The 21,709-nt window shown below is 62.1% G+C and carries 17 protein-coding genes and 4 tRNA genes; 17 read left to right on the top strand and 4 right to left on the bottom strand.

What is annotated here, in order from left to right; genetic code table 11:
• Window positions 1–60: 60 nt before the first annotated feature.
• A complete protein-coding gene (locus tag EC839_RS08720; protein ID WP_007161259.1) occupies window positions 61–933 on the bottom strand; it encodes an undecaprenyl-diphosphate phosphatase in 873 nt (290 codons plus the stop codon).
• A 137-nt stretch (window positions 934–1,070) separates the two neighbouring features.
• Here EC839_RS08720 and EC839_RS08715 point away from each other — a divergent pair, with 137 nt between their 5' ends.
• Window positions 1,071–2,390, top strand: coding sequence for an ATP-binding protein (locus EC839_RS08715; RefSeq protein WP_132832510.1), 1,320 nt, complete (start codon window positions 1,071–1,073; stop codon window positions 2,388–2,390).
• Window positions 2,391–2,510: 120 nt separating this feature from the next.
• On the opposite strand, the gene rimK is transcribed toward EC839_RS08715, so the two are convergent.
• Genes rimK through EC839_RS08700 form a run of 3 tightly spaced genes read right to left on the bottom strand, consistent with a single transcriptional unit; the run spans window position 2,511 to window position 4,681 of the window.
• On the bottom strand, window positions 2,511–3,416 hold the full coding sequence (gene rimK / locus EC839_RS08710) for a 30S ribosomal protein S6--L-glutamate ligase (protein ID WP_007161257.1): 906 nt from the start codon (window positions 3,414–3,416) through the stop codon (window positions 2,511–2,513).
• A complete protein-coding gene (locus EC839_RS08705; protein ID WP_007161256.1) occupies window positions 3,413–3,889 on the bottom strand; it encodes an ATP-dependent zinc protease in 477 nt (158 codons plus the stop codon). Before EC839_RS08705 ends, rimK begins: the two co-directional genes overlap by 4 nt.
• Window positions 3,890–3,904: 15 nt before the next feature.
• Entirely contained in the window at window positions 3,905–4,681 is a 777-nt protein-coding gene (locus tag EC839_RS08700) for an EAL domain-containing protein (protein ID WP_132832509.1), read from the bottom strand.
• A 118-nt stretch (window positions 4,682–4,799) separates the two neighbouring features.
• Here EC839_RS08700 and EC839_RS08695 point away from each other — a divergent pair, with 118 nt between their 5' ends.
• The 16 genes from EC839_RS08695 (at window position 4,800) to rpoC (ending at window position 21,641) form a co-directional block, all read left to right on the top strand.
• The gene (locus tag EC839_RS08695) at window positions 4,800–5,183 is read left to right on the top strand and encodes an RNA-binding S4 domain-containing protein (protein ID WP_007161254.1); all 384 of its coding nucleotides are present in this window, start codon (window positions 4,800–4,802) and stop codon (window positions 5,181–5,183) included.
• A 107-nt stretch (window positions 5,184–5,290) separates the two neighbouring features.
• On the top strand, window positions 5,291–6,184 hold the full coding sequence (gene hslO, locus EC839_RS08690) for an Hsp33 family molecular chaperone HslO (protein ID WP_007161253.1): 894 nt from the start codon (window positions 5,291–5,293) through the stop codon (window positions 6,182–6,184).
• A 104-nt stretch (window positions 6,185–6,288) separates the two neighbouring features.
• Window positions 6,289–7,830, top strand: a complete 1,542-nt coding sequence (locus tag EC839_RS08685; protein WP_132832508.1) for a phosphoenolpyruvate carboxykinase — start codon at window positions 6,289–6,291, stop codon at window positions 7,828–7,830.
• A gap of 220 nt (window positions 7,831–8,050) precedes the next feature.
• Window positions 8,051–8,135 (top strand) — tRNA-Tyr (locus EC839_RS08680).
• Between the two features lie 23 nt (window positions 8,136–8,158).
• A tRNA-Gly gene (locus tag EC839_RS08675) sits at window positions 8,159–8,232 on the top strand.
• Window positions 8,233–8,252: 20 nt separating this feature from the next.
• Window positions 8,253–8,328: transfer RNA gene (locus EC839_RS08670), tRNA-Thr, on the top strand.
• An 84-nt stretch (window positions 8,329–8,412) separates the two neighbouring features.
• The gene (tuf, locus tag EC839_RS08665) at window positions 8,413–9,606 is read left to right on the top strand and encodes an elongation factor Tu (protein ID WP_027603089.1); all 1,194 of its coding nucleotides are present in this window, start codon (window positions 8,413–8,415) and stop codon (window positions 9,604–9,606) included.
• A 54-nt stretch (window positions 9,607–9,660) separates the two neighbouring features.
• Window positions 9,661–9,736 (top strand) — tRNA-Trp (locus EC839_RS08660).
• 35 nt (window positions 9,737–9,771) lie between these two features.
• A complete protein-coding gene (gene secE / locus EC839_RS08655) occupies window positions 9,772–10,140 on the top strand; it encodes a preprotein translocase subunit SecE (RefSeq protein WP_007163097.1) in 369 nt (122 codons plus the stop codon).
• An 11-nt stretch (window positions 10,141–10,151) separates the two neighbouring features.
• Window positions 10,152–10,685, top strand: coding sequence for a transcription termination/antitermination protein NusG (gene nusG, locus EC839_RS08650; protein WP_007163096.1), 534 nt, complete (start codon window positions 10,152–10,154; stop codon window positions 10,683–10,685).
• Window positions 10,686–10,797: 112 nt separating this feature from the next.
• A complete protein-coding gene (rplK, locus tag EC839_RS08645; RefSeq protein WP_007163095.1) occupies window positions 10,798–11,229 on the top strand; it encodes a 50S ribosomal protein L11 in 432 nt (143 codons plus the stop codon).
• Window positions 11,229–11,924, top strand: coding sequence for a 50S ribosomal protein L1 (gene rplA, locus EC839_RS08640; protein WP_007163094.1), 696 nt, complete (start codon window positions 11,229–11,231; stop codon window positions 11,922–11,924). Before rplK ends, rplA begins: the two co-directional genes overlap by 1 nt.
• A 208-nt stretch (window positions 11,925–12,132) precedes the next feature.
• Window positions 12,133–12,633 carry a 50S ribosomal protein L10 gene (rplJ, locus tag EC839_RS08635; protein ID WP_007163093.1) on the top strand — a complete coding sequence of 167 codons (501 nt, stop codon included), beginning with the start codon at window positions 12,133–12,135 and terminating at the stop codon, window positions 12,631–12,633.
• 79 nt (window positions 12,634–12,712) lie between these two features.
• On the top strand, window positions 12,713–13,081 hold the full coding sequence (gene rplL, locus EC839_RS08630) for a 50S ribosomal protein L7/L12 (RefSeq protein WP_007163092.1): 369 nt from the start codon (window positions 12,713–12,715) through the stop codon (window positions 13,079–13,081).
• A 224-nt stretch (window positions 13,082–13,305) separates the two neighbouring features.
• Window positions 13,306–17,379, top strand: a complete 4,074-nt coding sequence (gene rpoB, locus EC839_RS08625) for a DNA-directed RNA polymerase subunit beta (RefSeq protein WP_007163091.1) — start codon at window positions 13,306–13,308, stop codon at window positions 17,377–17,379.
• Between the two features lie 62 nt (window positions 17,380–17,441).
• On the top strand, window positions 17,442–21,641 hold the full coding sequence (gene rpoC, locus EC839_RS08620) for a DNA-directed RNA polymerase subunit beta' (RefSeq protein ID WP_007163090.1): 4,200 nt from the start codon (window positions 17,442–17,444) through the stop codon (window positions 21,639–21,641).
• Window positions 21,642–21,709: the final 68 nt, after the last annotated feature.

Genomic DNA, 21,709 nt, shown 5'->3' with positions numbered 1-21,709 from the left:
CTGGCGACCCAGGGTCTTTTCAACGCTGTTTGGACGACGCGCAGCTGACTTTGAATAGGCTCAGGCGAACAGCCCCTGATGCACGCCGACGAGCAGGAAGATCCCCAGCAGCGCGCGATAGATGATGAAGGGCCAGGTCGAGAAGCGCTCCAGAAAACGCATCAGGCCCCAGATCGCGGCAAAGGCCGACAGGCTCGCTACCAGCAAACCCACCAGCAGCAGCGACCAGGCTTCGGCCGGGATGTGTGCGTGCCAGAGCACCACCAGTTCCTTGAGTCCGGCCAGGGCGATGGCCGGCAGACCCAGCAGGAAGGAGAAGCGCGCGGCTTCTTCGCGACGCAGATTGAGGAACATGGCGGCGGTCAGGGTCGAGCCCGAGCGGGACACGCCCGGAATCAGCGCCCCGACCTGGGCGATCCCCACGATCAGCGCATCGCGCAGGCGCATCTGCGAGATGTCTCTGTTGTGTCGGCAGATCCGCTCCGCCAGCGCCAGCAGCGCGGCCATGGCCAGGCAGGCGTAGCCGATGACGCTGAGGCCCCGCAACGGCGAGCCACAGGCATTGAGCAGGGGCGCCAGCAGCAGACCGGCGATGCAGATGGGAATGGTCGCCAGTACGATCATCACCGCCAGCAGGAAGTCCGGGCTGTTGAAGTCGCGCTGGCGCACGGCGGCAAGACTGCCGCGTGTCACGCCGCTGACATCACGCCAGAAATAGCTGATCACCGCCGCCAGAGCAGCCATCTGCATCGCGGCGGAAAACGCCGAGCCGGGATCGTGCCAGCCGAGCAGGGCAGGGACCACTCGCATGTGCGCCGTGGACGAAATGGGAAGCAGCTCGGTGATACCCTGCACCACGCCGAGAAAGGCAATCTGTGCGTAGCTGAGCGAGGCGAAGCCGATGTCCAGGCCAGTCTGGCAGATGTCGGACACGAGAGAACTCCAGGTTGAAGGGAAGAAATGGACAAGCAAATGTATCCGAATGTGTCCGTGTCGGGTGGCCTATCTGGACCCTGCAATCCTGGAGGTTGTGATGGCTTTCGCGCCGTTTCGCGCGGAAATCCTGACCAATGAAGGCGCCCAGCTGGTTTCCCCAGAGTTTCTTCGCCCGTTCGCTGTGGATGGTCCTGCTCGCGGTGCTGTTTTCCAAGGCGCTGACCCTGGTCTATCTGCTGCTCAACGAAGACGTACTGGTCGATCGGCAGTACAGCCATGGTGCGGCCTTGACGTTGCGCGCCTACTGGGCCACCCCGGAAGCCGAGCGACCGCGCATCGCCCAGGCCGCCGGTCTGCGCTACGAGTCACCCGAGACCGTGCCGGCTGGCGAATACCACTGGCCCTATAGCGAGATCTTCGAGCGCCAGATGAAGCAGGAGCTGGGCGAGGAGACCGAGGTGCGGGTACGGGTCCAGCATGGCCCGGCCATGTGGGTCCTGGCGCCAAGTCTGGGACCGAACTGGATCAAGATCCCGCTCATGGCCCATCCCCTGCGCGGCCAGCACATCTGGAGCGTACTTGGCTGGTTTTTCGCCATCGGACTGCTGTCTACCGGCGCCGCCTGGGTCTTCGTCCGGCAACTCAACCAGCCCCTGCGCCGCTTGGTGCATGCGGCGCGCGAACTGGGCAAGGGCCGTAGCGTACGCCTGCCGGAAACCGATGCGCCCAGCGAGATTCAGGACGTCTACCATGCCTTCAACCAGATGGCCGAAGACGTGGAGCAGGCCGGTCGTGAGCGCGAACTCATGTTGGCCGGGGTCTCCCATGACCTGCGCACGCCCTTGACCCGCCTGCGCCTGGCCGTGGAGCTGATGCCGCCCGCCGAGCGTGAAGAGGCCGAAGACATGATCCGCGACATCGAGGACATGAACGCCATCCTCGATCAGTTCCTCGCCTTCGTCCGCGATGGTCGTGACGAGCCTCAGGAGCTCACCAACATCAACGAACTGGCCCGTCAGGTGGTGGCACCCTACAATCAGGAGGAGGAGCGGGTGCGCCTGATGCTGGACGTCCTGCCGCCCTTGCCGGTGCGGCGCATCTCCTTCAAGCGACTGCTGACCAATCTGGTGGAAAACGCCTTGCGCCACGGCGGTGGTGGGACCATCGAGGTGGTCGGGCAGGTAGCCGGTTCTGCCACCGCGCCCTATGTCGCCCTGAGTGTCAGGGATCGCGGTCCCGGCATCGATCCCAAGGACCTGCAGGACATCTTCAATCCCTTCACCCGCGGCAACCGTGCCCGCACCGTCAGCGGCTCCGGGCTTGGCCTGGCGATCGTCAAGCGCATCGCCGCCCAGCACGGCGGCAGCGCCGAACTGCGCAATCGCGAAGGTGGTGGCGTCGAAGCTCGGGTACTCCTGCCGCTGGGCCTGCTGCTACCTCGTAGCGCCAGCTGACGCCGGATGCTGCTTCTGCACCCTGTAGGAGCGGCCGCATCGGCGGACCGCCATGGCCGCGATCAGTGGGTAGGTTGGGCTGAGCGTTAGCTAAGCCCGACACCCCGCGCCCAAATTCCTCTACCCCTTGCCCTTGGTCCGCGTCAGTCCAGGCTCGGCGTTCTTTTCCAGGTACTCAATGATGATCCCGGCCACGTCCTTGCCGGTGGTCTGCTCGATGCCTTCCAGGCCAGGCGAGGAGTTGACTTCCATCACCAGCGGCCCGTGGTTGGATCTCAGGATATCCACCCCGGCCACGCTCAGGCCCATGGCCTTGGCCGCACGCAGTGCGGTCATGCGCTCTTCGGGGGTGATCTTGATCAGGCTGGCGGTGCCGCCACGATGCAGATTCGAGCGGAACTCACCCGGCGCCGCCTGGCGCTTCATCGCGGCGATCACCTTGTCGCCGACCACGAAGCAGCGAATGTCCGCGCCGCCCGCTTCGCGGATGTATTCCTGCACCATGATGTTCTGCTTGAGCCCCATGAAGGCTTCGATCACCGACTCGGCCGCCTTCTCGGTCTCGCACAGCACCACGCCGATGCCCTGGGTGCCTTCCAGTACCTTGATCACCAGCGGTGCGCCATTGACCATCTGGATCAGGTCCGGCACGTCGTCCGGCGAGTGGGCGAAGCCGGTCACCGGCAGGCCGATACCCTTGCGCGAGAGCAGCTGCAGTGAGCGCAGCTTGTCGCGGGAGCGGCTGATGGCTACGCTTTCGTTGAGTGGAAAGACGCCCTGCATCTCGAACTGGCGCAGCACGGCGCAGCCATAGAAGGTCACCGAGGCCCCGATGCGCGGGATCACCGCATCGAAACCTTCCAGGGGTTTGCCGCGGTAGTGGATCTGCGGCTTGTGGCTGGCGATGTTCATGTACGCGCGCAGGGTGTCGACCACGACCATCTCATGGCCACGGCTGACGCCGGCCTCGACCAGGCGCCGCGTGGAATACAGATTGGGATTACGCGAGAGAACGGCGATTTTCATTGGGCACCGGAAGCCGGAGTGAGGGACAACTGGGGTTTGGCTTGCGCATAGGAGACGGCCGGATTCACCAGCAGGCCACCATCAATCAGCGCCTTGGAGCCGAGCAGCATGCGATAGCGCATGCTCTTGCGACAGGCCAGGGTGAATTCTACCGGCCACTGGCACTCGCCTAAGGCCAGCAGGGTGCGGATGACGTAACGGGTCTGGGCGATGCCGTTGGAGCTGCGGATCGTCTTTTTCGCCACCAGCGGCGCTTCGCAGTGGCGGTGCCGGGACTGGACCAGAGTGCCCAGGTGCACGGTGAATCTCACCCAGCGTTCCTTGCCGCGCATGAACGGCTGAACTTCCGTCGCATGCAGCGCCGAGGTACTGGCGCCGGTATCGATCTTGGCTCTCAGGCCGACCACGCCCAGATCGGGCAGGGCCACCCACTCACTCAGGCCGATAATGACCGGTTCGGCGGAATTGCTCATCGCTGCTCCTTGAAATCAGTGGCCTCCGCCTAAATGTTGCGGATCGACGAGCTGCTTGAAGGCTGGTTTGGCGAACAGATAGCCCTGCATCAGCTCAATCCCGAGGTCCCGCAGGCAATCGCGTTCGGCAACGGTCTCCACGCCTTCGGCAATCACCTGGGTGCCCAGTTCGCGGCACATGACGATCAGGTTGCGCACGATGGTCCGCCGCACCTGGTCGCGATCGATGTCGCGGATGAGCGCCATGTCGAGCTTGACCAGGTCCGGCTGGAATTCGGCCAGCAGCGTCAGGCCGGAATGACCGGCGCCGAAGTCGTCGATGGCGGTCTTGAAGCCGAATTGCTGATACTCGCGCAGGATGTGCGTCAGGTGGTTGCTGGCTACGTGCTCGGTTTCCACCGTTTCGAAGATCAGACGCTCCAGGGGAAAGCCATGCTCGCGCGCGGCGGCCAGGGTGCTGCGGATGCACAATTCCGGACGATAGACGGCATTGGGCAGGAAGTTGATCGACAGACTCTCCTGCATGCCCAGGGCCGCCGCCGTGGCGATGGCCTTGGTGCGGCAGAGCTGGTCGAATCTATAGCGGTTGCTGTCGGTCACCTGGTTGAGTACCGACAGCGCGCCTTCGCCGCCTGGTCCGCGCACCAGCGCTTCCCGGGCGAAGACCGCGCCCTTGCCCAGATCCACGATGGGCTGATAGGCAAAGTCGAAATCGAAGCTCAGGGGTTCCGACTGCTGGCACCCCGCGCAGCGGGTCTGACCGGTCAGGTCGGAAGGGAAGAATGTGGTCATGGCTCTCCAGAGGCGCGCTTGCAGCGTCGGTCCGATGGTTTAGAGTTCTTGAGAAGAGTCTAAGACCCAATAGGGGACCTTTTATTCGATGTATGCAGTAGATCACACTGAAGAACGGATGCGCCTTGATAAATGGCTATGGGCGGCACGTTTTTTCAAGACCCGCGCGCTGGCCAAGGCGGCCCTTGAAGGCGGCAAGGTCCAGTGCCGTGGCGAACGCTGCAAGCCCAGCAAGGAGCCGCGTGTCGGTGATGTCCTCACCATCCGTCAGGGCTATGACGAAAAGACCGTGGTGATCGTCGCTCTGTCGCAGAACCGCCGCGGTGCGCCCGAGGCCCAGCAGCTCTATACCGAAACGCCGGAAAGCCTCAAGGCGCGCGAACAGGCTGCTGCGGCGCGCAAGGCCGGCAATCTCGGCTTGCAGACCGACGGCCGTCCCACCAAGAAGCAGCGGCGCCAGATTCATCAGTTCCGCGAGTACGTCCACCCGTTCGACGACTGATCCCGTCACGACACGCCGGATCCTCTCAATGGCCAGGTCCGCTCGGCGGTTCTGGCGTGCGCCGCCAGCGTCAGGCTTAGCGGCCTTCCTCCTTATATAGGTAGTTCATGACTTCCCACGATTTCACCCAGCGCTTCCTGTTCGACGAAACCGATGTCCGCGGCGAACTGGCCACCCTGGATCGCAGCTATGTCGAGGTTCTTGCCAAGCATGCCTATCCGGAGCCCGTCGCCCAACTGCTGGGCGAGATGCTGGCGGCGGCCGCGCTGCTCTGCGGAACCCTCAAGTTCGAAGGGCTCCTCGTGCTGCAGGCGCGTTCCAGTGGTCCCATTCCGCTGCTCATGGTCGAGTGCTCCAGCGAGCGCGAGGTGCGCGGCATTGCCCGCTATGAAGAAAGCGAGATCACCGCGTCCGCCTCCTTGGGCGAACTCATGCCCGATGGCGTCTTGGCCCTGACCATCGACCCCCGTCACGGTCAGCGTTACCAGGGCATCGTCCCACTGGAGGGTGCGAACCTGGCCGAATGCCTGTCCGGCTACTTCGCTACCTCGGAACAGTTGCCCACCCGTTTCTGGCTGAACGCCGATGGTCGTCGCGCCCGTGGCCTGCTGCTCCAGCAGCTGCCGCCATCGCGTATCAAGGATGCCCAGGCCCGCCAGGACAGCTGGGAGCACGTCGTCACCCTGGCCGATACCCTCACCGCCGAAGAACTGCTGGGTCTCGACAACGAGGTGATCCTGCATCGCCTGTTCCACGAGGAGACGGTACGTCTGTTCGACGAGCAACCGGTGGCCTTCAGCTGCAGCTGTTCCCGCGATCGGGCGGCCAATGCCCTGATCAGTATGGGGCAGCCGGACGTCGAGAGTCTGCTCGATGAACAGGACGGACAAATTCGGGTCGATTGTCAGTTTTGCAATGAGCAGCAGGTCTTCGACGCCGCCGATATCGCGCAGATTTTTGCGGGCGGCGGCACGCAAACCCCAGGAAATACCCGGCACTAGCCGTTGCAAAAGCCCGAAGGCTTTCTGGCATAATCCCGCAACGTGTAGTTCTGCCTTGTAAGAGCTACAAGCATGAGGAACGGCCCAGGGCCATGGGGAACGAAATGACGAAAGCCAACGTGTATACCGATATCAGCGTCGCGCAGTTAGTGGAAGAGTCCCTGCGACGTGGCGAAGGAGAGCTGGCCGCCAATGGCTCGCTGGTCGTCAAGACGGGGCATCGCACGGGGCGTTCGCCGGTAGATCGCTTTATCGTCGAGGAAGCCTCCACGCGCGACGCCATCCACTGGGGGCCGATCAACCGGCCTTTCCCGGAGGAGAAGTTCGCCCCGCTGTGGGAACGCGTCAGCGCCTACCTGGATGAGCGTGATCAATTCGTCTCCCACGTCCATGTAGGCGCCGATGTCGAGCACTACCTGCCCGTCGTCATGCGCACCCAGACCGCCTGGCACAACCTGTTCGGCCGCTGCCTGTTCATCAATCCGGCCGAATACAATCCCCAGTCCAAGCCGGCCTGGGAGATCCTCAACGCGCCCGAGTTCGTCTGCGAGCCCGAGCGTGACGGCACCAATTCCGACGGCACTGTCATTATCAATTTCGCGGCCCGCAAAGTGCTGATCGCCGGCATGCGCTACGCCGGTGAAATGAAGAAGGCCATGTTCTCGGTGCAGAACTTCCTGCTGCCGGAAAAGGATGTGCTGCCGATGCACTGCGCCGCCAACGTGGGCGAGGAGGGGGATGTCACCCTGTTTTTCGGCCTCTCCGGCACCGGCAAGACCACCCTGTCCGCCGACCAGAGCCGCTACCTCATCGGTGACGACGAGCACGGCTGGGGCGTGGGCACCGTCTTCAACATGGAAGGCGGCTGCTACGCCAAGTGCATCGACCTGTCCGAGAAGAACGAGCCGGTGATCTGGAAGGCCATCCAGTTCGGCGCCGTGCTGGAGAACGTGGTCCTGGATCCCCAGACCCGTCAGCCCAACTATGCCGACGACAGCCTGACCCAGAACAGCCGGGCGGCCTATCCGCGCGAGCTGATCGACAAGCGCGCCGAGCACAACCTGGGCGGCGAGCCCAATGCGGTCATCTTCCTGACCTGCGACCTCACCGGTGTGCTGCCCCCGGTTTCCATCCTTAATAATGAGCAGGCGGCCTATCACTTCCTGTCCGGCTACACCGCCCTGGTCGGCTCGACCGAGATGGGTTCCGGTCCCGGCATCAAGTCGACCTTCTCCACCTGCTTCGGTGCGCCCTTCTTCCCGCGCCCGGCGGCCGAGTACGCCGATCTGCTGATCAAGCGCATCCAGGGCTTCGGCTCCAAGGTGTACCTGGTCAACACCGGCTGGACCGGTGGTGGCTACGGCGTGGGCGAGCGCTTCAACATCCCCACCACCCGCGCGGTTATCGCGGCTATCCAGAGCGGCGCCCTCATCGGTGCCGAGACTCGCCATGTGCCGGTCATCAATCTCGACGTCCCGGTTGCCGTGCCAGGCGTGGACAGCGTCCTGCTCAATCCGCGCGACACCTGGCAGGATGGCGCCGCCTATGACGCCGCTGCTCGGGAGCTGGCCGGCAAGTTCGTCGAGAATTTCAAGAAGTTCTCCGGCGTCTCCGAAGGCATCGTGGCGGCCGGTCCCCAGCTTTAATCGGGGGTTGCCGTCTGCAAACAAAGGCCGCCGCTAGGGCGGCCTTTGTTTTTTAAGCTTTTTTTGCGTTTTGGGGTTGCGCACTAGGCCGTGGTTGCATAAACTGCGCCCGCTTTCGCTGATAACGCTAGCGAGCGAGGCGAAAGCACTGATTGTTAAGGAGATTTTAAAAAGATCCTTGACAAGAGGAGGGCAGATGAAGAAAATGCCGCCTCACTTTGGAGGGGTTCCCGAGTGGCCAAAGGGATCAGACTGTAAATCTGACGTCGCAGACTTCGAAGGTTCGAATCCTTCCCCCTCCACCAGATTGCTAGAGCGTTTAGGCTCTGCGGGTATAGTTCAGTGGTAGAACCTCAGCCTTCCAAGCTGATGATGCGGGTTCGATTCCCGCTACCCGCTCCAGTTTGACTGGCAAATGTTTTGCTCATGTAGCTCAGTTGGTAGAGCACACCCTTGGTAAGGGTGAGGTCAGCGGTTCAAATCCGCTCATGAGCTCCATCTTAAAAAGGCAGATATGAAAATATCTGCCTTTGTTTTAATGGCGGCATTGCTTTGCTCAATTCGTGAAGGGAGAGAGTGTCGATGGCTAAAGAAAAGTTTGAACGTAATAAGCCGCACCTGAACGTGGGCACCATCGGTCACGTTGACCATGGCAAGACCACTCTGACCGCAGCGCTGACCAAAGTCTGTGCCGACACCTGGGGCGGTTCCGCTCGTGGTTTCGACCAGATCGACAACGCGCCGGAAGAAAAGGCTCGCGGTATCACCATCAACACCTCCCACGTTGAGTACGACTCGGCGATCCGTCACTACGCGCACGTCGACTGCCCCGGCCACGCCGACTACGTGAAGAACATGATCACCGGTGCTGCCCAGATGGACGGCGCGATCCTGGTTTGCTCGGCTGCTGACGGCCCCATGCCGCAGACTCGCGAGCACATCCTGCTGTCCCGTCAGGTAGGCGTTCCCTACATCGTCGTGTTCCTGAACAAGGCCGACATGGTTGACGACGCCGAGCTGCTGGAACTGGTCGAAATGGAAGTTCGCGATCTGCTGAACACCTACGACTTCCCGGGCGACGACACTCCGATCGTCATCGGCTCCGCGCTGATGGCCCTGAATGGCCAGGACGACAACGAGATGGGCGTTTCCGCCGTGCGCAAGCTGGTCGAGACCCTGGACTCCTACATCCCCGAGCCCGAGCGCGCCATCGACAAGCCGTTCCTGATGCCGATCGAAGACGTGTTCTCGATCTCCGGTCGCGGCACCGTGGTAACCGGTCGTGTCGAGCGTGGCATCGTCAAGGTCCAGGAAGAAGTCGAGATCGTGGGCATCAAGGCCACCGTCAAGACCACCTGCACCGGCGTTGAAATGTTCCGCAAGCTGCTGGACGAAGGCCGTGCTGGCGAGAACGTCGGCGTGCTGCTGCGTGGCACCAAGCGTGAGGACGTGGAGCGTGGCCAGGTTCTGGCCAAGCCGAACACCATCAAGCCGCACACCAAGTTCGAGTGCGAAGTGTACGTGCTGTCCAAGGAAGAAGGTGGTCGTCACACCCCGTTCTTCAAGGGCTACCGTCCGCAGTTCTACTTCCGCACCACCGACGTGACCGGTAACTGCGAGCTGCCGGAAGGTGTCGAGATGGTGATGCCGGGCGACAACATCAAGATGGTTGTCACCCTGATCGCTCCGATCGCGATGGAAGACGGTCTGCGCTTCGCCATCCGTGAAGGCGGTCGTACCGTCGGCGCCGGCGTGGTTGCCAAGATCATCGAGTAATCGATTGATCTTGGACTGTCAGGCCGGCATAATGGTCGGCCTGATTCAAGTTACAGGCCAGTAGCTCAATTGGCAGAGCGGCGGTCTCCAAAACCGCAGGTTGGGGGTTCGATTCCCTCCTGGCCTGCCAGATTCCCATCTGGCACTCCTTACAGGATTCATGCAATGAGCATCAAGGCGGAAGCCAAAGAGTCGCGCTTCGATGCGCTGAAGTGGCTGGTGGTTGTCGTTCTGGTAGCGGTCGGTGTTATTGCCAACCACTACTTCGCTGCTCAGTCCATCCTGTATCGAGTGGTAGGTCTGTTGGTGCTGGCAGCCATTGCTGCCTTTGTTGCCCTGCAGACCGCCAAGGGGCAGGCCTTCTTTGGCTTGCTGAAAGACGCCCGTACCGAGATTCGCAAGGTTGTCTGGCCTACCCGGCAAGAGACCACTCAGACCACGCTGATCGTGGTTGCCGTGGTGCTCGTGATGGCTTTGTTGTTGTGGGGGCTCGACTCCCTGCTCGGTTGGCTGGTTTCCACGATTGTTGGTTGAAAGGGTTCGCCGTGGCTAAGCGTTGGTACGTCGTGCATGCCTACTCGGGTTACGAGAAGCATGTCATGCGTTCGTTGATCGAGCGCGTCAAGCTGCACGAAATGGAAGACCAGTTCGGCGACATTCTCGTGCCCACCGAAGAAGTGGTGGAAATGCGCAATGGCCAGAAGCGCAAGAGCGAGCGCAAGTTTTTCCCGGGCTACGTCCTGGTGCAGATGGAAATGAACGAAGGGACCTGGCACCTGGTCAAGGATACCCCTCGGGTCATGGGCTTCATCGGCGGTACCGCCGACAAGCCGGCACCCATCACTGATCGTGAAGCGGACGCCATCCTGCGTCGTGTCTCCGACAGCAGCGACAAGCCCAAGCCGAAGACCCTGTTTGAGGCTGGCGAAACGGTTCGGGTGGTAGATGGTCCGTTCGCCGACTTCAACGGCGTCGTCGAAGAAGTGAATTACGAAAAGAGTCGCATCCATGTGGCGGTGCTGATCTTTGGTCGGTCGACCCCTGTGGAGCTCGAGTTCAGCCAGGTCGAAAAGGTCTAGGTTGTCCGCATCCCTCACCCCGTAGCCCAGGCTGCGGGGTTTTGTCGTCACTGGGATATAGCAAGTAATTGGGGAGCCCCGCGGGGCGCTGAACCCATCATTGGAGTAGCACATGGCTAAGAAGATTCAGGCTTACATCAAGCTGCAGGTTAAGGCCGCTCAAGCCAACCCGAGCCCGCCGGTCGGTCCGGCGCTGGGTCAGCACGGCGTCAACATCATGGAATTCTGCAAGGCGTTCAACGCCCGCACCCAGGGCATGGAGCCCGGTCTGCCCACCCCGGTGATCATCACCGTGTACAGCGACCGCAGCTTCACCTTCGAAATCAAGAGCACCCCGGCTTCCGTGCTGCTCAAGAAGGCTGCTGGTATTCAGAGCGGTTCCGCTCGTCCCAACAGCCAGAAGGTCGGTACCGTCACCCGCGCCCAGCTGGAAGAGATCGCCAAGACCAAGAATGCTGATCTCACCGCCGCCGATATGGACGCCGCCGTGCGTACCATCGCCGGTTCCGCTCGTAGCATGGGTCTGAATGTGGAGGGCGTGTAATGGCCAAGCTCACTAAGCGTCAAAAGGCTATCGCCGAAAAAATCCAGGCTGGCAAGCAGTACGGCTTCGAAGAAGCTGCAGCCCTGCTGGCCGAGCTGTCCACCATCAAGTTCAAGGAGTCTATCGACGTCTCCGTGAACCTGGGCGTGGATCCGCGTAAATCCGACCAGGTCGTCCGTGGCGCCACCGTGCTGCCCAACGGCACTGGCAAGTCGGTTCGCGTTGCCGTGTTCACCCAGGGTGCCAATGCCGAAGCTGCACTGGCAGCTGGTGCCGAGAAAGTCGGTATGGACGAACTGGCTGCCGAAATGAAGGCCGGCGACCTGAACTACGACGTCGTCATCGCCTCGCCGGACGCCATGCGCGTTGTTGGCCAGCTGGGTCAGCTGCTCGGCCCGCGCGGTCTGATGCCCAACCCCAAGGTTGGCACCGTGACCCCGGACGTCGCTACCGCCGTCAAGAATGCCAAGGCTGGTCAGGTGCGCTTCCGTACCGACAAGAACGGCATCATCCACGCTTCCGTTGGCAAGATCGATTTCGAGCCCGTGAAGCTGAAGCAGAACGTTGAAGCTCTGCTGGCCGACCTGAAGCGCCTGAAGCCCTCGACCTCCAAGGGCATCTACGTCAAGCGCATCACCCTGAGCTCCACCATGGGCCCGGGTCTGCAGATCGACCAGGCTTCCCTGGAAGCCTAAGCAAGTTGCAAGTCGCCATGCCCTCGGGCATGGCGCCAAGATTGGGGTCCCTGCCTGGCGGGGGCTGTCCAAGACCGTAGGGGACGCAGGTCTTAAACCGGGGAAACCCTAGCCTACGCAGATGGTGCTCCCGATTCGGTTACCGAGTCAGACACCAAAACGCCGCCCAGTCCATCGGGCGAAACGGTAACATCCAGGAGTTAAACCCGTGGCAATCAAACTCGAAGACAAGAAGGCTATCGTCGCTGAAGTCAACGAGGCTGCCCAAGGTGCCCTGTCCGCTGTCGTGGCCGATGCCCGTGGCGTGACTGTGGGTGCCATGACCGGACTCCGTAAAGAGGCCCGCGCGGCCGGTGTCTATGTGCGTGTCGTACGTAACACCCTGCTGCGTCGTGCCGTTGAAGGTACGTCTTTCGACGTCCTCAACGACACCTTCAAGGGCCCGACCCTGATCGCGTTTTCCCAAGAGCATCCGGGCGCTGCCGCCCGTATCTTCAAGGATTTCGCCAAGGGTCAGGACAAGTTCGAGATCAAGGCCGCCGCGTTCGAAGGCAAGCTCATTCCGGCTAACCAGATCGACGTACTGGCATCGCTGCCGACCTACGACGAAGCTGTGTCCCAGCTGATGAGCGTCATCCAGGGCGCTACCAGCAAGCTGGCTCGTACCCTCGCCGCCATTCGCGACCAAAAGGAAGCTGCCGCCGCCTGATCAGGCGTGCTGCGTTTCCGGCAAGTCTTTCTTATTATTTGCGGCCTGAAGCCGCACCCTGTTATAGGAATATAGAGTCATGGCTCTGACCAACGAAGACATCATCAACGCCGTATCCGAAATGTCCGTCATGCAAGTGGTGGAACTGATCAAGGCGATGGAAGAGAAGTTCGGCGTGACCGCCGCTGCCGCCGTCGCTGCTGGCCCGGCTGCTGCCGCTGCCGCTGTCGAAGAGCAGACCGAGTTCACCATCATGTTGACCGAAGCCGGCGACAAGAAAGTGAACGTCATCAAGGTCGTTCGTGAACTGACCGGTCTGGGCCTGAAAGAAGCCAAGGCTGTCGTTGACGGCGCCCCGGGCGTGGTCAAGGAAGGCGTTTCCAAAGAGGAAGCCGAGGCTGCCAAGAAGTCTCTGGAAGAAGCAGGCGCCAAGGTCGAGCTCAAGTAAGTTCGGTTCTTGCGTCTACAGCCGCAACGTCTCACGTTCGGCTGATGGCTGGTGGCGAACGCCACCGGCCTTTTGCCGTTTTGTGCAGGGCGAGCATATCCGCCTGGCAAAACGTGCTGTATCCACCTCGCTCTCGGGGTGCGGCAAACCAAGGGTTTGCACGATTTTCCGGCTGCTCCCGTCGGAGAGGCCAAACAAGCTGGTGACCAAGCTGGGGAACGCTGATGGCTTACTCATACACTGAGAAAAAACGTATCCGCAAGGACTTTAGCAAGTTGCCGCACGTCATGGACGTGCCCTATTTGCTGGCTATCCAACTGGATTCGTACCGCGAATTCCTGCAGGCGGGCGCAGGCAAAGACCAGTTCCGCGATATCGGCCTGCATGCGGCCTTCAAGTCCGTTTTCCCGATTATCAGCTATTCCGGCAATGCGGCCCTGGAATACGTCGGCTATCGCCTGGGCGAGCCGGCTTTCGATGTGAAGGAATGCGTCCTGCGCGGCGTGACCTTCGCCGTCCCGCTGCGGGTCAAGGTTCGCCTGATCATTTTCGACCGCGAGTCGTCGAACAAGGCGATCAAGGATATCAAGGAGCAGGAAGTCTACATGGGGGAAATCCCCCTGATGACCGAGAACGGTACCTTCATCATCAACGGTACCGAGCGTGTCATCGTGTCCCAGCTGCACCGCAGCCCGGGCGTGTTCTTCGATCACGACCGCGGCAAGACCCACAGCTCGGGCAAGCTGCTGTACTCGGCACGCATCATTCCCTACCGCGGCTCCTGGCTGGACTTCGAGTTCGACCCCAAGGACGCCGTCTTCGTACGTATCGACCGTCGCCGCAAACTGCCGGCCTCGGTACTGCTGCGCGCGCTCGGCTACAGCACCGAAGAAGTGCTGGACGCCTTCTATGACACTAACGTCTTCCACATCAAGGGCGAGACCCTGAATCTGGAACTGGTGCCCCAGCGCCTGCGTGGCGATATCGCCAGCTTCGACATCAAGGACAACACCGGCAAGGTGATCGTGGAGCAGGGCCGTCGCGTGACCGCTCGCCATATCAACCAGCTGGAGAAGTCCGGCATCACCGAGCTGGAAGTGCCCTTCGATTACGTCATTGGCCGTACCACCGCCAAGGCCATCGTGCACCCGGCCACCGGCGAGATCATCGCCGAGTGCAACACCGAGCTGACCCTGGACATGCTGGCCAAGATGGCCAAGGCCAATGTCGTGCGGCTCGAGACGCTGTACACCAACGATATCGACTGTGGCCCGTTCATCTCCGATACCCTGAAGATCGATTCCACCGGCAACCAGTTGGAAGCCCTGGTCGAGATCTATCGGATGATGCGTCCTGGCGAGCCGCCGACCAAGGAAGCTGCCGAGACCCTGTTCAACAACCTGTTCTTCAGCGCCGAGCGTTACGACCTGTCCGCCGTCGGCCGCATGAAGTTCAACCGCCGTATCGGTCGCGACGCCATCGAAGGCTCGGGCGTCCTGAGCCGCGAAGACATCGTCGACGTGCTCAAGACCCTGGTCGACATCCGTAACGGCAAGGGCATCGTCGACGACATCGACCACCTGGGCAACCGTCGCGTCCGTTGCGTCGGCGAAATGGCCGAGAACCAGTTCCGCGTGGGCCTGGTGCGGGTAGAGCGTGCCGTCAAGGAGCGCCTGTCCATGGCCGAAAGCGAAGGCCTGATGCCGCAGGACCTGATCAACGCCAAGCCGGTGGCCGCCGCGATCAAGGAATTCTTCGGTTCCAGCCAGCTGTCCCAGTTCATGGACCAGAACAATCCGCTGTCGGAGATCACCCACAAGCGCCGTGTCTCCGCACTCGGCCCGGGCGGTCTGACCCGTGAGCGCGCCGGCTTCGAAGTACGTGACGTACACCCGACGCACTACGGCCGGGTCTGCCCGATCGAAACGCCGGAAGGTCCGAACATCGGTCTGATCAACTCCCTGGCTGCCTATGCCCGCACCAACCAGTACGGCTTCCTCGAAAGCCCGTACCGCATGGTCAAGGACGGCGTGGCCACCGACGAGATCGTCTTCCTGTCGGCCATCGAAGAAGCCAACCACGTGATCGCCCAGGCCTCCGCCGGGCTGGACGAGAACAATCGGCTGATCGACGAGCTGGTCGCCGTGCGTCACCTGAACGAATTCACCGTCAAGGCGCCCGAAGACGTCACCCTGATGGACGTTTCGCCTAAGCAGGTCGTCTCCGTCGCCGCCTCGCTGATTCCGTTCCTCGAGCACGACGACGCCAACCGCGCGTTGATGGGTTCGAACATGCAGCGTCAGGCCGTACCGACCCTGCGTTCGGACAAGCCGCTGGTGGGTACCGGCATGGAGCGCAACGTCGCCCGTGACTCCGGCGTCTGCGTCGTGGCCCGTCGCGGTGGCGTGATCGACTCCGTCGATGCCAGCCGTATCGTGGTGCGGGTCAACGATGACGAAGTCGAGACCGGTGAAGCCGGCGTCGACATCTACAACCTGACCAAGTACACCCGTTCCAACCAGAACACCTGCATCAACCAGCGTCCGCTGGTGAGCAAGGGTGATCAGGTGGCCAAGTTCGACATCCTGGCCGATGGCCCCTCGACCGATATGGGTGAGCTGGCACTGGGTCAGAACATGCGCGTGGCCTTCATGCCCTGGAACGGCTTTAACTTCGAAGACTCCATCTGTCTGTCGGAGCGCGTGGTCCAGGAAGACCGCTTCACCACCATCCACATCCAGGAACTGACCTGTGTGGCCCGTGACACCAAGCTCGGCCCGGAGGAGATCACCTCCGACATCCCGAACGTGGGTGAGGCTGCGCTGAACAAGCTGGACGAGGCCGGTATCGTCTACGTCGGTGCCGAAGTCGGTGCCGGTGACATCCTGGTCGGCAAGGTCACGCCCAAGGGCGAAACCCAGCTGACCCCGGAAGAGAAGCTGCTGCGCGCCATCTTCGGCGAGAAGGCCAGCGATGTTAAGGACACCTCCCTGCGTGTGCCCACCGGCACCAAGGGTACCGTCATCGACGTCCAGGTCTTCACCCGTGACGGTGTCGAGCGCGACTCCCGCGCCCTGGCCATCGAGAAGTCCCAGCTCGACGAGATCCGCAAGGATCTGAACGAAGAGTTCCGCATCGTCGAAGGCGCGACCTTCGAGCGTCTGCGTCAGGCCCTGGTCGGTCAGGTCGCCGAAGGCGGCCCGGCGGTCAAGAAGGGTGCCGTCATCACCGACGAGTACCTGAATGGCCTCGAGCGCGGTCAGTGGTTCAAGCTGCGCATGGCGGAAGATGCTCACAACGAGCAGCTGGAAAAGGCCCAGGCCTACCTGTCCGACCGTCGCCAGCTGCTGGACGACAAGTTCGAAGACAAGAAGCGCAAGCTGCAGCAGGGCGATGACCTGGCGCCGGGCGTACTGAAGATCGTCAAGGTCTACCTCGCTATCAAGCGCCGCATCCAGCCGGGCGACAAGATGGCCGGTCGCCACGGTAACAAGGGTGTGGTCTCGGTGATCATGCCGGTCGAAGACATGCCCTACGACGCCAACGGCACGCCGGTGGACATCGTGCTGAACCCGCTGGGCGTACCTTCGCGGATGAACGTCGGTCAGATCCTCGAAACCCACCTGGGCCTCGCGGCCAAGGGCCTGGGCGAGAAGATCAACGTAATGATCGAAGAGCAGCGCAAGGTCGCCGAACTGCGTGGCTTCCTGCACGAGATCTACAACGAGATCGGTGGCCGTCAGGAGAAGCTGGACGACCTGAGCGATCAGGAAATCCTCGACCTGGCGAAGAACCTGCGCGGTGGTGTTCCCATGGCCACGCCGGTGTTCGACGGTGCCAAGGAGCGCGAGATCAAGGCTATGCTGAAGCTGGCCGATCTGCCCGAGAGCGGCCAGATGCGTCTGTATGACGGTCGCACCGGCAACGCCTTCGAGCGCACCACCACCGTTGGCTACATGTACATGCTCAAGCTGAACCACCTGGTGGACGACAAGATGCACGCCCGTTCCACCGGCTCCTACAGCCTGGTTACCCAGCAGCCGCTGGGTGGTAAGGCGCAGTTCGGTGGTCAGCGTTTCGGGGAGATGGAGGTCTGGGCACTGGAGGCCTATGGCGCGGCTTACACCCTGCAGGAAATGCTGACGGTGAAGTCGGACGATGTGAACGGCCGGACCAAGATGTACAAGAACATCGTGGACGGGGATCACCGCATGGAGGCCGGCATGCCCGAGTCCTTCAACGTACTGATCAAGGAAATCCGCTCGCTCGGCATCGATATCGAACTGGAAACCGAATAACACGAGACCCTAGAGGAGGTGGCCGCGCGGCGGTTACCTCCGGTCCGTGAGGAGGAAAGGCCTTGAAAGACTTGCTCAATCTGTTGAAAAACCAGGGTCAACTCGAAGAGTTCGATGCCATCCGTATCGGTCTGGCCTCGCCCGAGATGATTCGTTCCTGGTCGTTCGGTGAAGTGAAGAAGCCGGAGACCATCAACTACCGTACCTTCAAGCCCGAGCGCGATGGTCTGTTCTGCGCCAAGATCTTTGGCCCGGTCAAGGACTACGAGTGCCTGTGCGGAAAGTACAAGCGCCTCAAGCATCGCGGCGTGATCTGCGAGAAGTGCGGCGTGGAAGTCGCCCTGGCCAAGGTGCGTCGCGAGCGCATGGGCCACATCGAGCTGGCTTCGCCCGTTGCCCACATCTGGTTCCTGAAGTCGCTGCCGTCCCGTATCGGCCTGCTGCTGGACATGACCCTGCGTGACATCGAGCGCGTGCTCTATTTCGAGAGCTACGTGGTGATCGACCCGGGCATGACCACCCTCGAGAAGTACCAGCTGCTCAACGACGAGCAGTACTTCGAGGCACTGGAAGAGTTCGGCGACGACTTCGATGCCCGCATGGGTGCGGAAGCCGTGTTCCAGCTGCTCGGCGCCATTGATCTGGAGCACGAGATCGGCCGCCTGCGCGAAGAGATTCCGCAGACCAACTCCGAGACCAAGATCAAGAAGCTGTCCAAGCGTCTGAAGCTGATGGAAGCCTTCCAGGGCTCCGGCAACAAGCCGGAGTGGATGGTCATGACCGTGCTGCCCGTGCTGCCGCCGGACCTGCGTCCGCTGGTACCGCTGGATGGCGGCCGCTTCGCGACCTCCGACCTGAACGATCTCTATCGTCGCGTCATCAACCGGAACAACCGCCTCAAGCGGCTGCTGGACCTCGCCGCGCCCGATATCATCGTGCGCAACGAGAAGCGCATGCTGCAGGAAGCCGTTGACGCCCTGCTGGACAACGGCCGTCGCGGTCGTGCCATCACCGGTTCCAACAAGCGCCCGCTGAAGTCCCTGGCCGACATGATCAAGGGCAAGCAGGGTCGTTTCCGTCAGAACCTGCTGGGCAAGCGCGTCGACTATTCCGGTCGTTCCGTGATCACCGTGGGCCCGACCCTGCGTCTGCACCAGTGCGGCCTGCCCAAGAAGATGGCCCTGGAGCTGTTCAAGCCGTTCATCTTCGGCAAGCTGGAAGCCCGCGGCATGGCGACCACCATCAAGGCCGCCAAGAAGATGGTCGAGCGCGAACTGCCCGAGGTCTGGGACGTTCTCGCCGAAGTCATCCGCGAACACCCCGTGCTGCTGAACCGCGCCCCGACCCTGCACCGTCTTGGCATCCAGGCGTTCGAGCCGGTCCTCATCGAAGGCAAGGCGATCCAGCTGCACCCGCTGGTCTGCGCCGCGTACAACGCCGACTTCGACGGTGACCAGATGGCCGTGCACGTGCCGCTGACGCTGGAAGCCCAGCTGGAAGCGCGCGCCCTGATGATGTCGACCAACAACATCCTGTCGCCCGCCAACGGCGAGCCGATCATCGTGCCGTCGCAGGACGTGGTTCTGGGTCTGTACTACATGACCCGTGAAGCCATCAACGCCAAGGGCGAAGGCCGCGTGTTCGCCGACCTGCAGGAAGTCGATCGCGTCTTCCGTGCCGGCGAAGCCGCGCTGCACGCCAAGGTCAAGGTGCGCATCAACGAGACCATCCGTCACAAGGACGGCAGCCTGACCAAGAACACCCGCATCGTCGACACCACCGTCGGTCGTGCGCTGCTGTTCCAGGTCGTGCCCGCCGGTCTGCCGTACGACGTGGTCAACCAGTCGATGAAGAAGAAGGCCATCTCCAAGCTGATCAACCACTGCTACCGCGTGGTGGGTCTGAAGGACACCGTCATCTTCGCCGACCAGCTGATGTACACCGGTTTTGCCTATTCGACCCTGTCCGGCGTCTCCATCGGCGTCAACGACTTCGTCATCCCGGACGAGAAGGCCCGCATCATTGATGCCGCCACCGCCGAGGTGAAGGAAATCGAGAGCCAGTACGCCTCCGGCCTGGTGACCCAGGGCGAGAAGTACAACAAGGTGATCGACCTCTGGTCGAAGGCCAACGACGAAGTGTCCAAGGCGATGATGACCAACCTCTCGAAAGAGAAGGTCATCGACCGCGAGGGCAAGGAAGTCGATCAGGAGTCCTTCAACTCCATGTACATGATGGCCGATTCCGGCGCCCGGGGTTCCGCGGCCCAGATTCGTCAGCTCGCCGGCATGCGTGGCCTGATGGCCAAGCCGGACGGCTCCATCATCGAGACGCCCATTACCGCCAACTTCCGTGAAGGCCTGAACGTACTCCAGTACTTCATCTCCACCCACGGTGCCCGTAAGGGTCTGGCGGATACCGCCCTGAAGACCGCGAACTCCGGTTACCTGACCCGTCGTCTCGTCGACGTGGCGCAGGACCTGGTGGTGACCGAGGTCGACTGCGGTACCGAGCGTGGCCTGATCATGACTCCGCACATCGAAGGCGGCGACGTGGTCGAGCCCCTGGGTGAGCGCGTGCTGGGTCGGGTCATCGCCCGCGACGTGCCCAAGCCGGGTACCGAAGAGATCATCGTGCCGGCCGGCACCCTGGTCGACGAGCGCTGGGTCGAGTTCCTCGAGCTCAACAGCGTCGACGAAGTCGTGGTGCGTTCGCCTATCACCTGCGAAACCCGTCATGGCATCTGCGCCAAGTGCTACGGTCGCGATCTGGCCCGTGGTCACCAGGTCAACATCGGTGAAGCGGTCGGCGTCATCGCCGCCCAGTCCATCGGTGAGCCGGGTACCCAGCTGACCATGCGTACCTTCCACATCGGTGGTGCGGCCAGCCGGACCTCCGCGGCCGACAGCGTCCAGGTCAAGAACGGCGGTGCCATCCGTCTGCATAACCTGAAGCACGTAGAGCGTGCCGACGGCGCCCTGGTGGCCGTCTCGCGTTCCGGCGAACTTGCCATTGCCGACGAATTCGGTCGTGAGCGCGAGCGCTACAAGCTGCCCTATGGTGCGGTGATTTCGGTCAAGGAAGGTGACAAGGTCGACGCTGGCGCCATCGTCGCCAAGTGGGACCCGCACACCCACCCGATCGTTACCGAGATGGATGGTACCGTGGCCTTCGTCGGTATGGAGGAGGGCATCACCATCAAGCGCCAGACCGACGAATTGACCGGTCTGACCAACATCGAGGTGCTCGACGCCAAGGATCGCCCGACTTCCGGCAAAGACATCCGTCCGGCGGTCAAGCTGATCGACGCCAACGGCAAGGACCTGCTGCTGCCGGGTACCGACGTACCGGCCCAGTACTTCCTGCCGCCGAACGCGCTGGTCAACCTGAGCGACGGTGCCAAGGTGCATGTGGGTGACGTTATCGCCCGTATCCCCCAGGAAACCTCCAAGACCCGCGACATCACCGGTGGTCTGCCCCGCGTGGCCGACCTCTTCGAGGCGCGTCGTCCCAAGGAGCCGGCCATCCTGGCGGAGATCAGCGGTACCATCTCCTTCGGCAAGGAAACCAAGGGCAAGCGTCGTCTGGTCATCACTCCGACCGATGGCACCGATCCCTATGAGGAGCTGATTCCGAAGTGGCGCCACCTGAACGTCTTCGAGGGCGAACAGGTAAGCCGCGGCGAAGTCATCTCCGACGGTCCGAGCAACCCGCACGATATCCTGCGTCTGCTGGGTGTCAGTGCGCTGGCCAAGTACATCGTCAACGAGATCCAGGACGTGTACCGCCTGCAGGGCGTGAAGATCAACGACAAGCACATCGAGACCATCCTGCGCCAGATGCTGCGCAAGGTTGAGGTGAGCGACACCGGCGATTCGAGCTTCATCAAGGGCGACCAGGTCGAACTGACCCACGTCCTGGAAGAGAACGAGCAGCTGGTTGGCAATGATCGCTTCGTCGCCAAGTACGAGCGCGTGCTGCTGGGTATCACCAAGGCTTCGCTGTCCACCGAGTCCTTCATCTCGGCCGCTTCCTTCCAGGAGACCACCCGTGTCCTGACCGAAGCCGCCGTAACCGGCAAGCGTGACTTCCTGCGCGGCCTGAAGGAAAACGTGGTGGTGGGTCGTCTGATCCCGGCCGGTACAGGTCTGGCCTACCACAGCGAGCGCAAGCGTCAGCGCGAACTCGGCAAGCCGCAGCGCGTCAGCGCCAGCGAGGCCGAAGCCGCCCTGACCGAAGCGCTGAACTCCAGCGCCAGCTGAGTTCGGTAGCAGGTCTCGCTTGACAAAGCCCCCGGCGCCCCAGGCGTCCGGGGGCTTTGTCTTGACTG

Origin of the sequence: Pseudomonas sp. JUb52 (genome assembly GCF_004341115.1) — a bacterium.
GTDB classification, from domain to species: Bacteria; Pseudomonadota; Gammaproteobacteria; order Pseudomonadales; family Pseudomonadaceae; genus Chryseomonas; species Chryseomonas oryzihabitans.
Note: the sequence above shows the minus strand (reverse complement) of the source record. Positions and strands in the feature narration are given on the sequence as shown.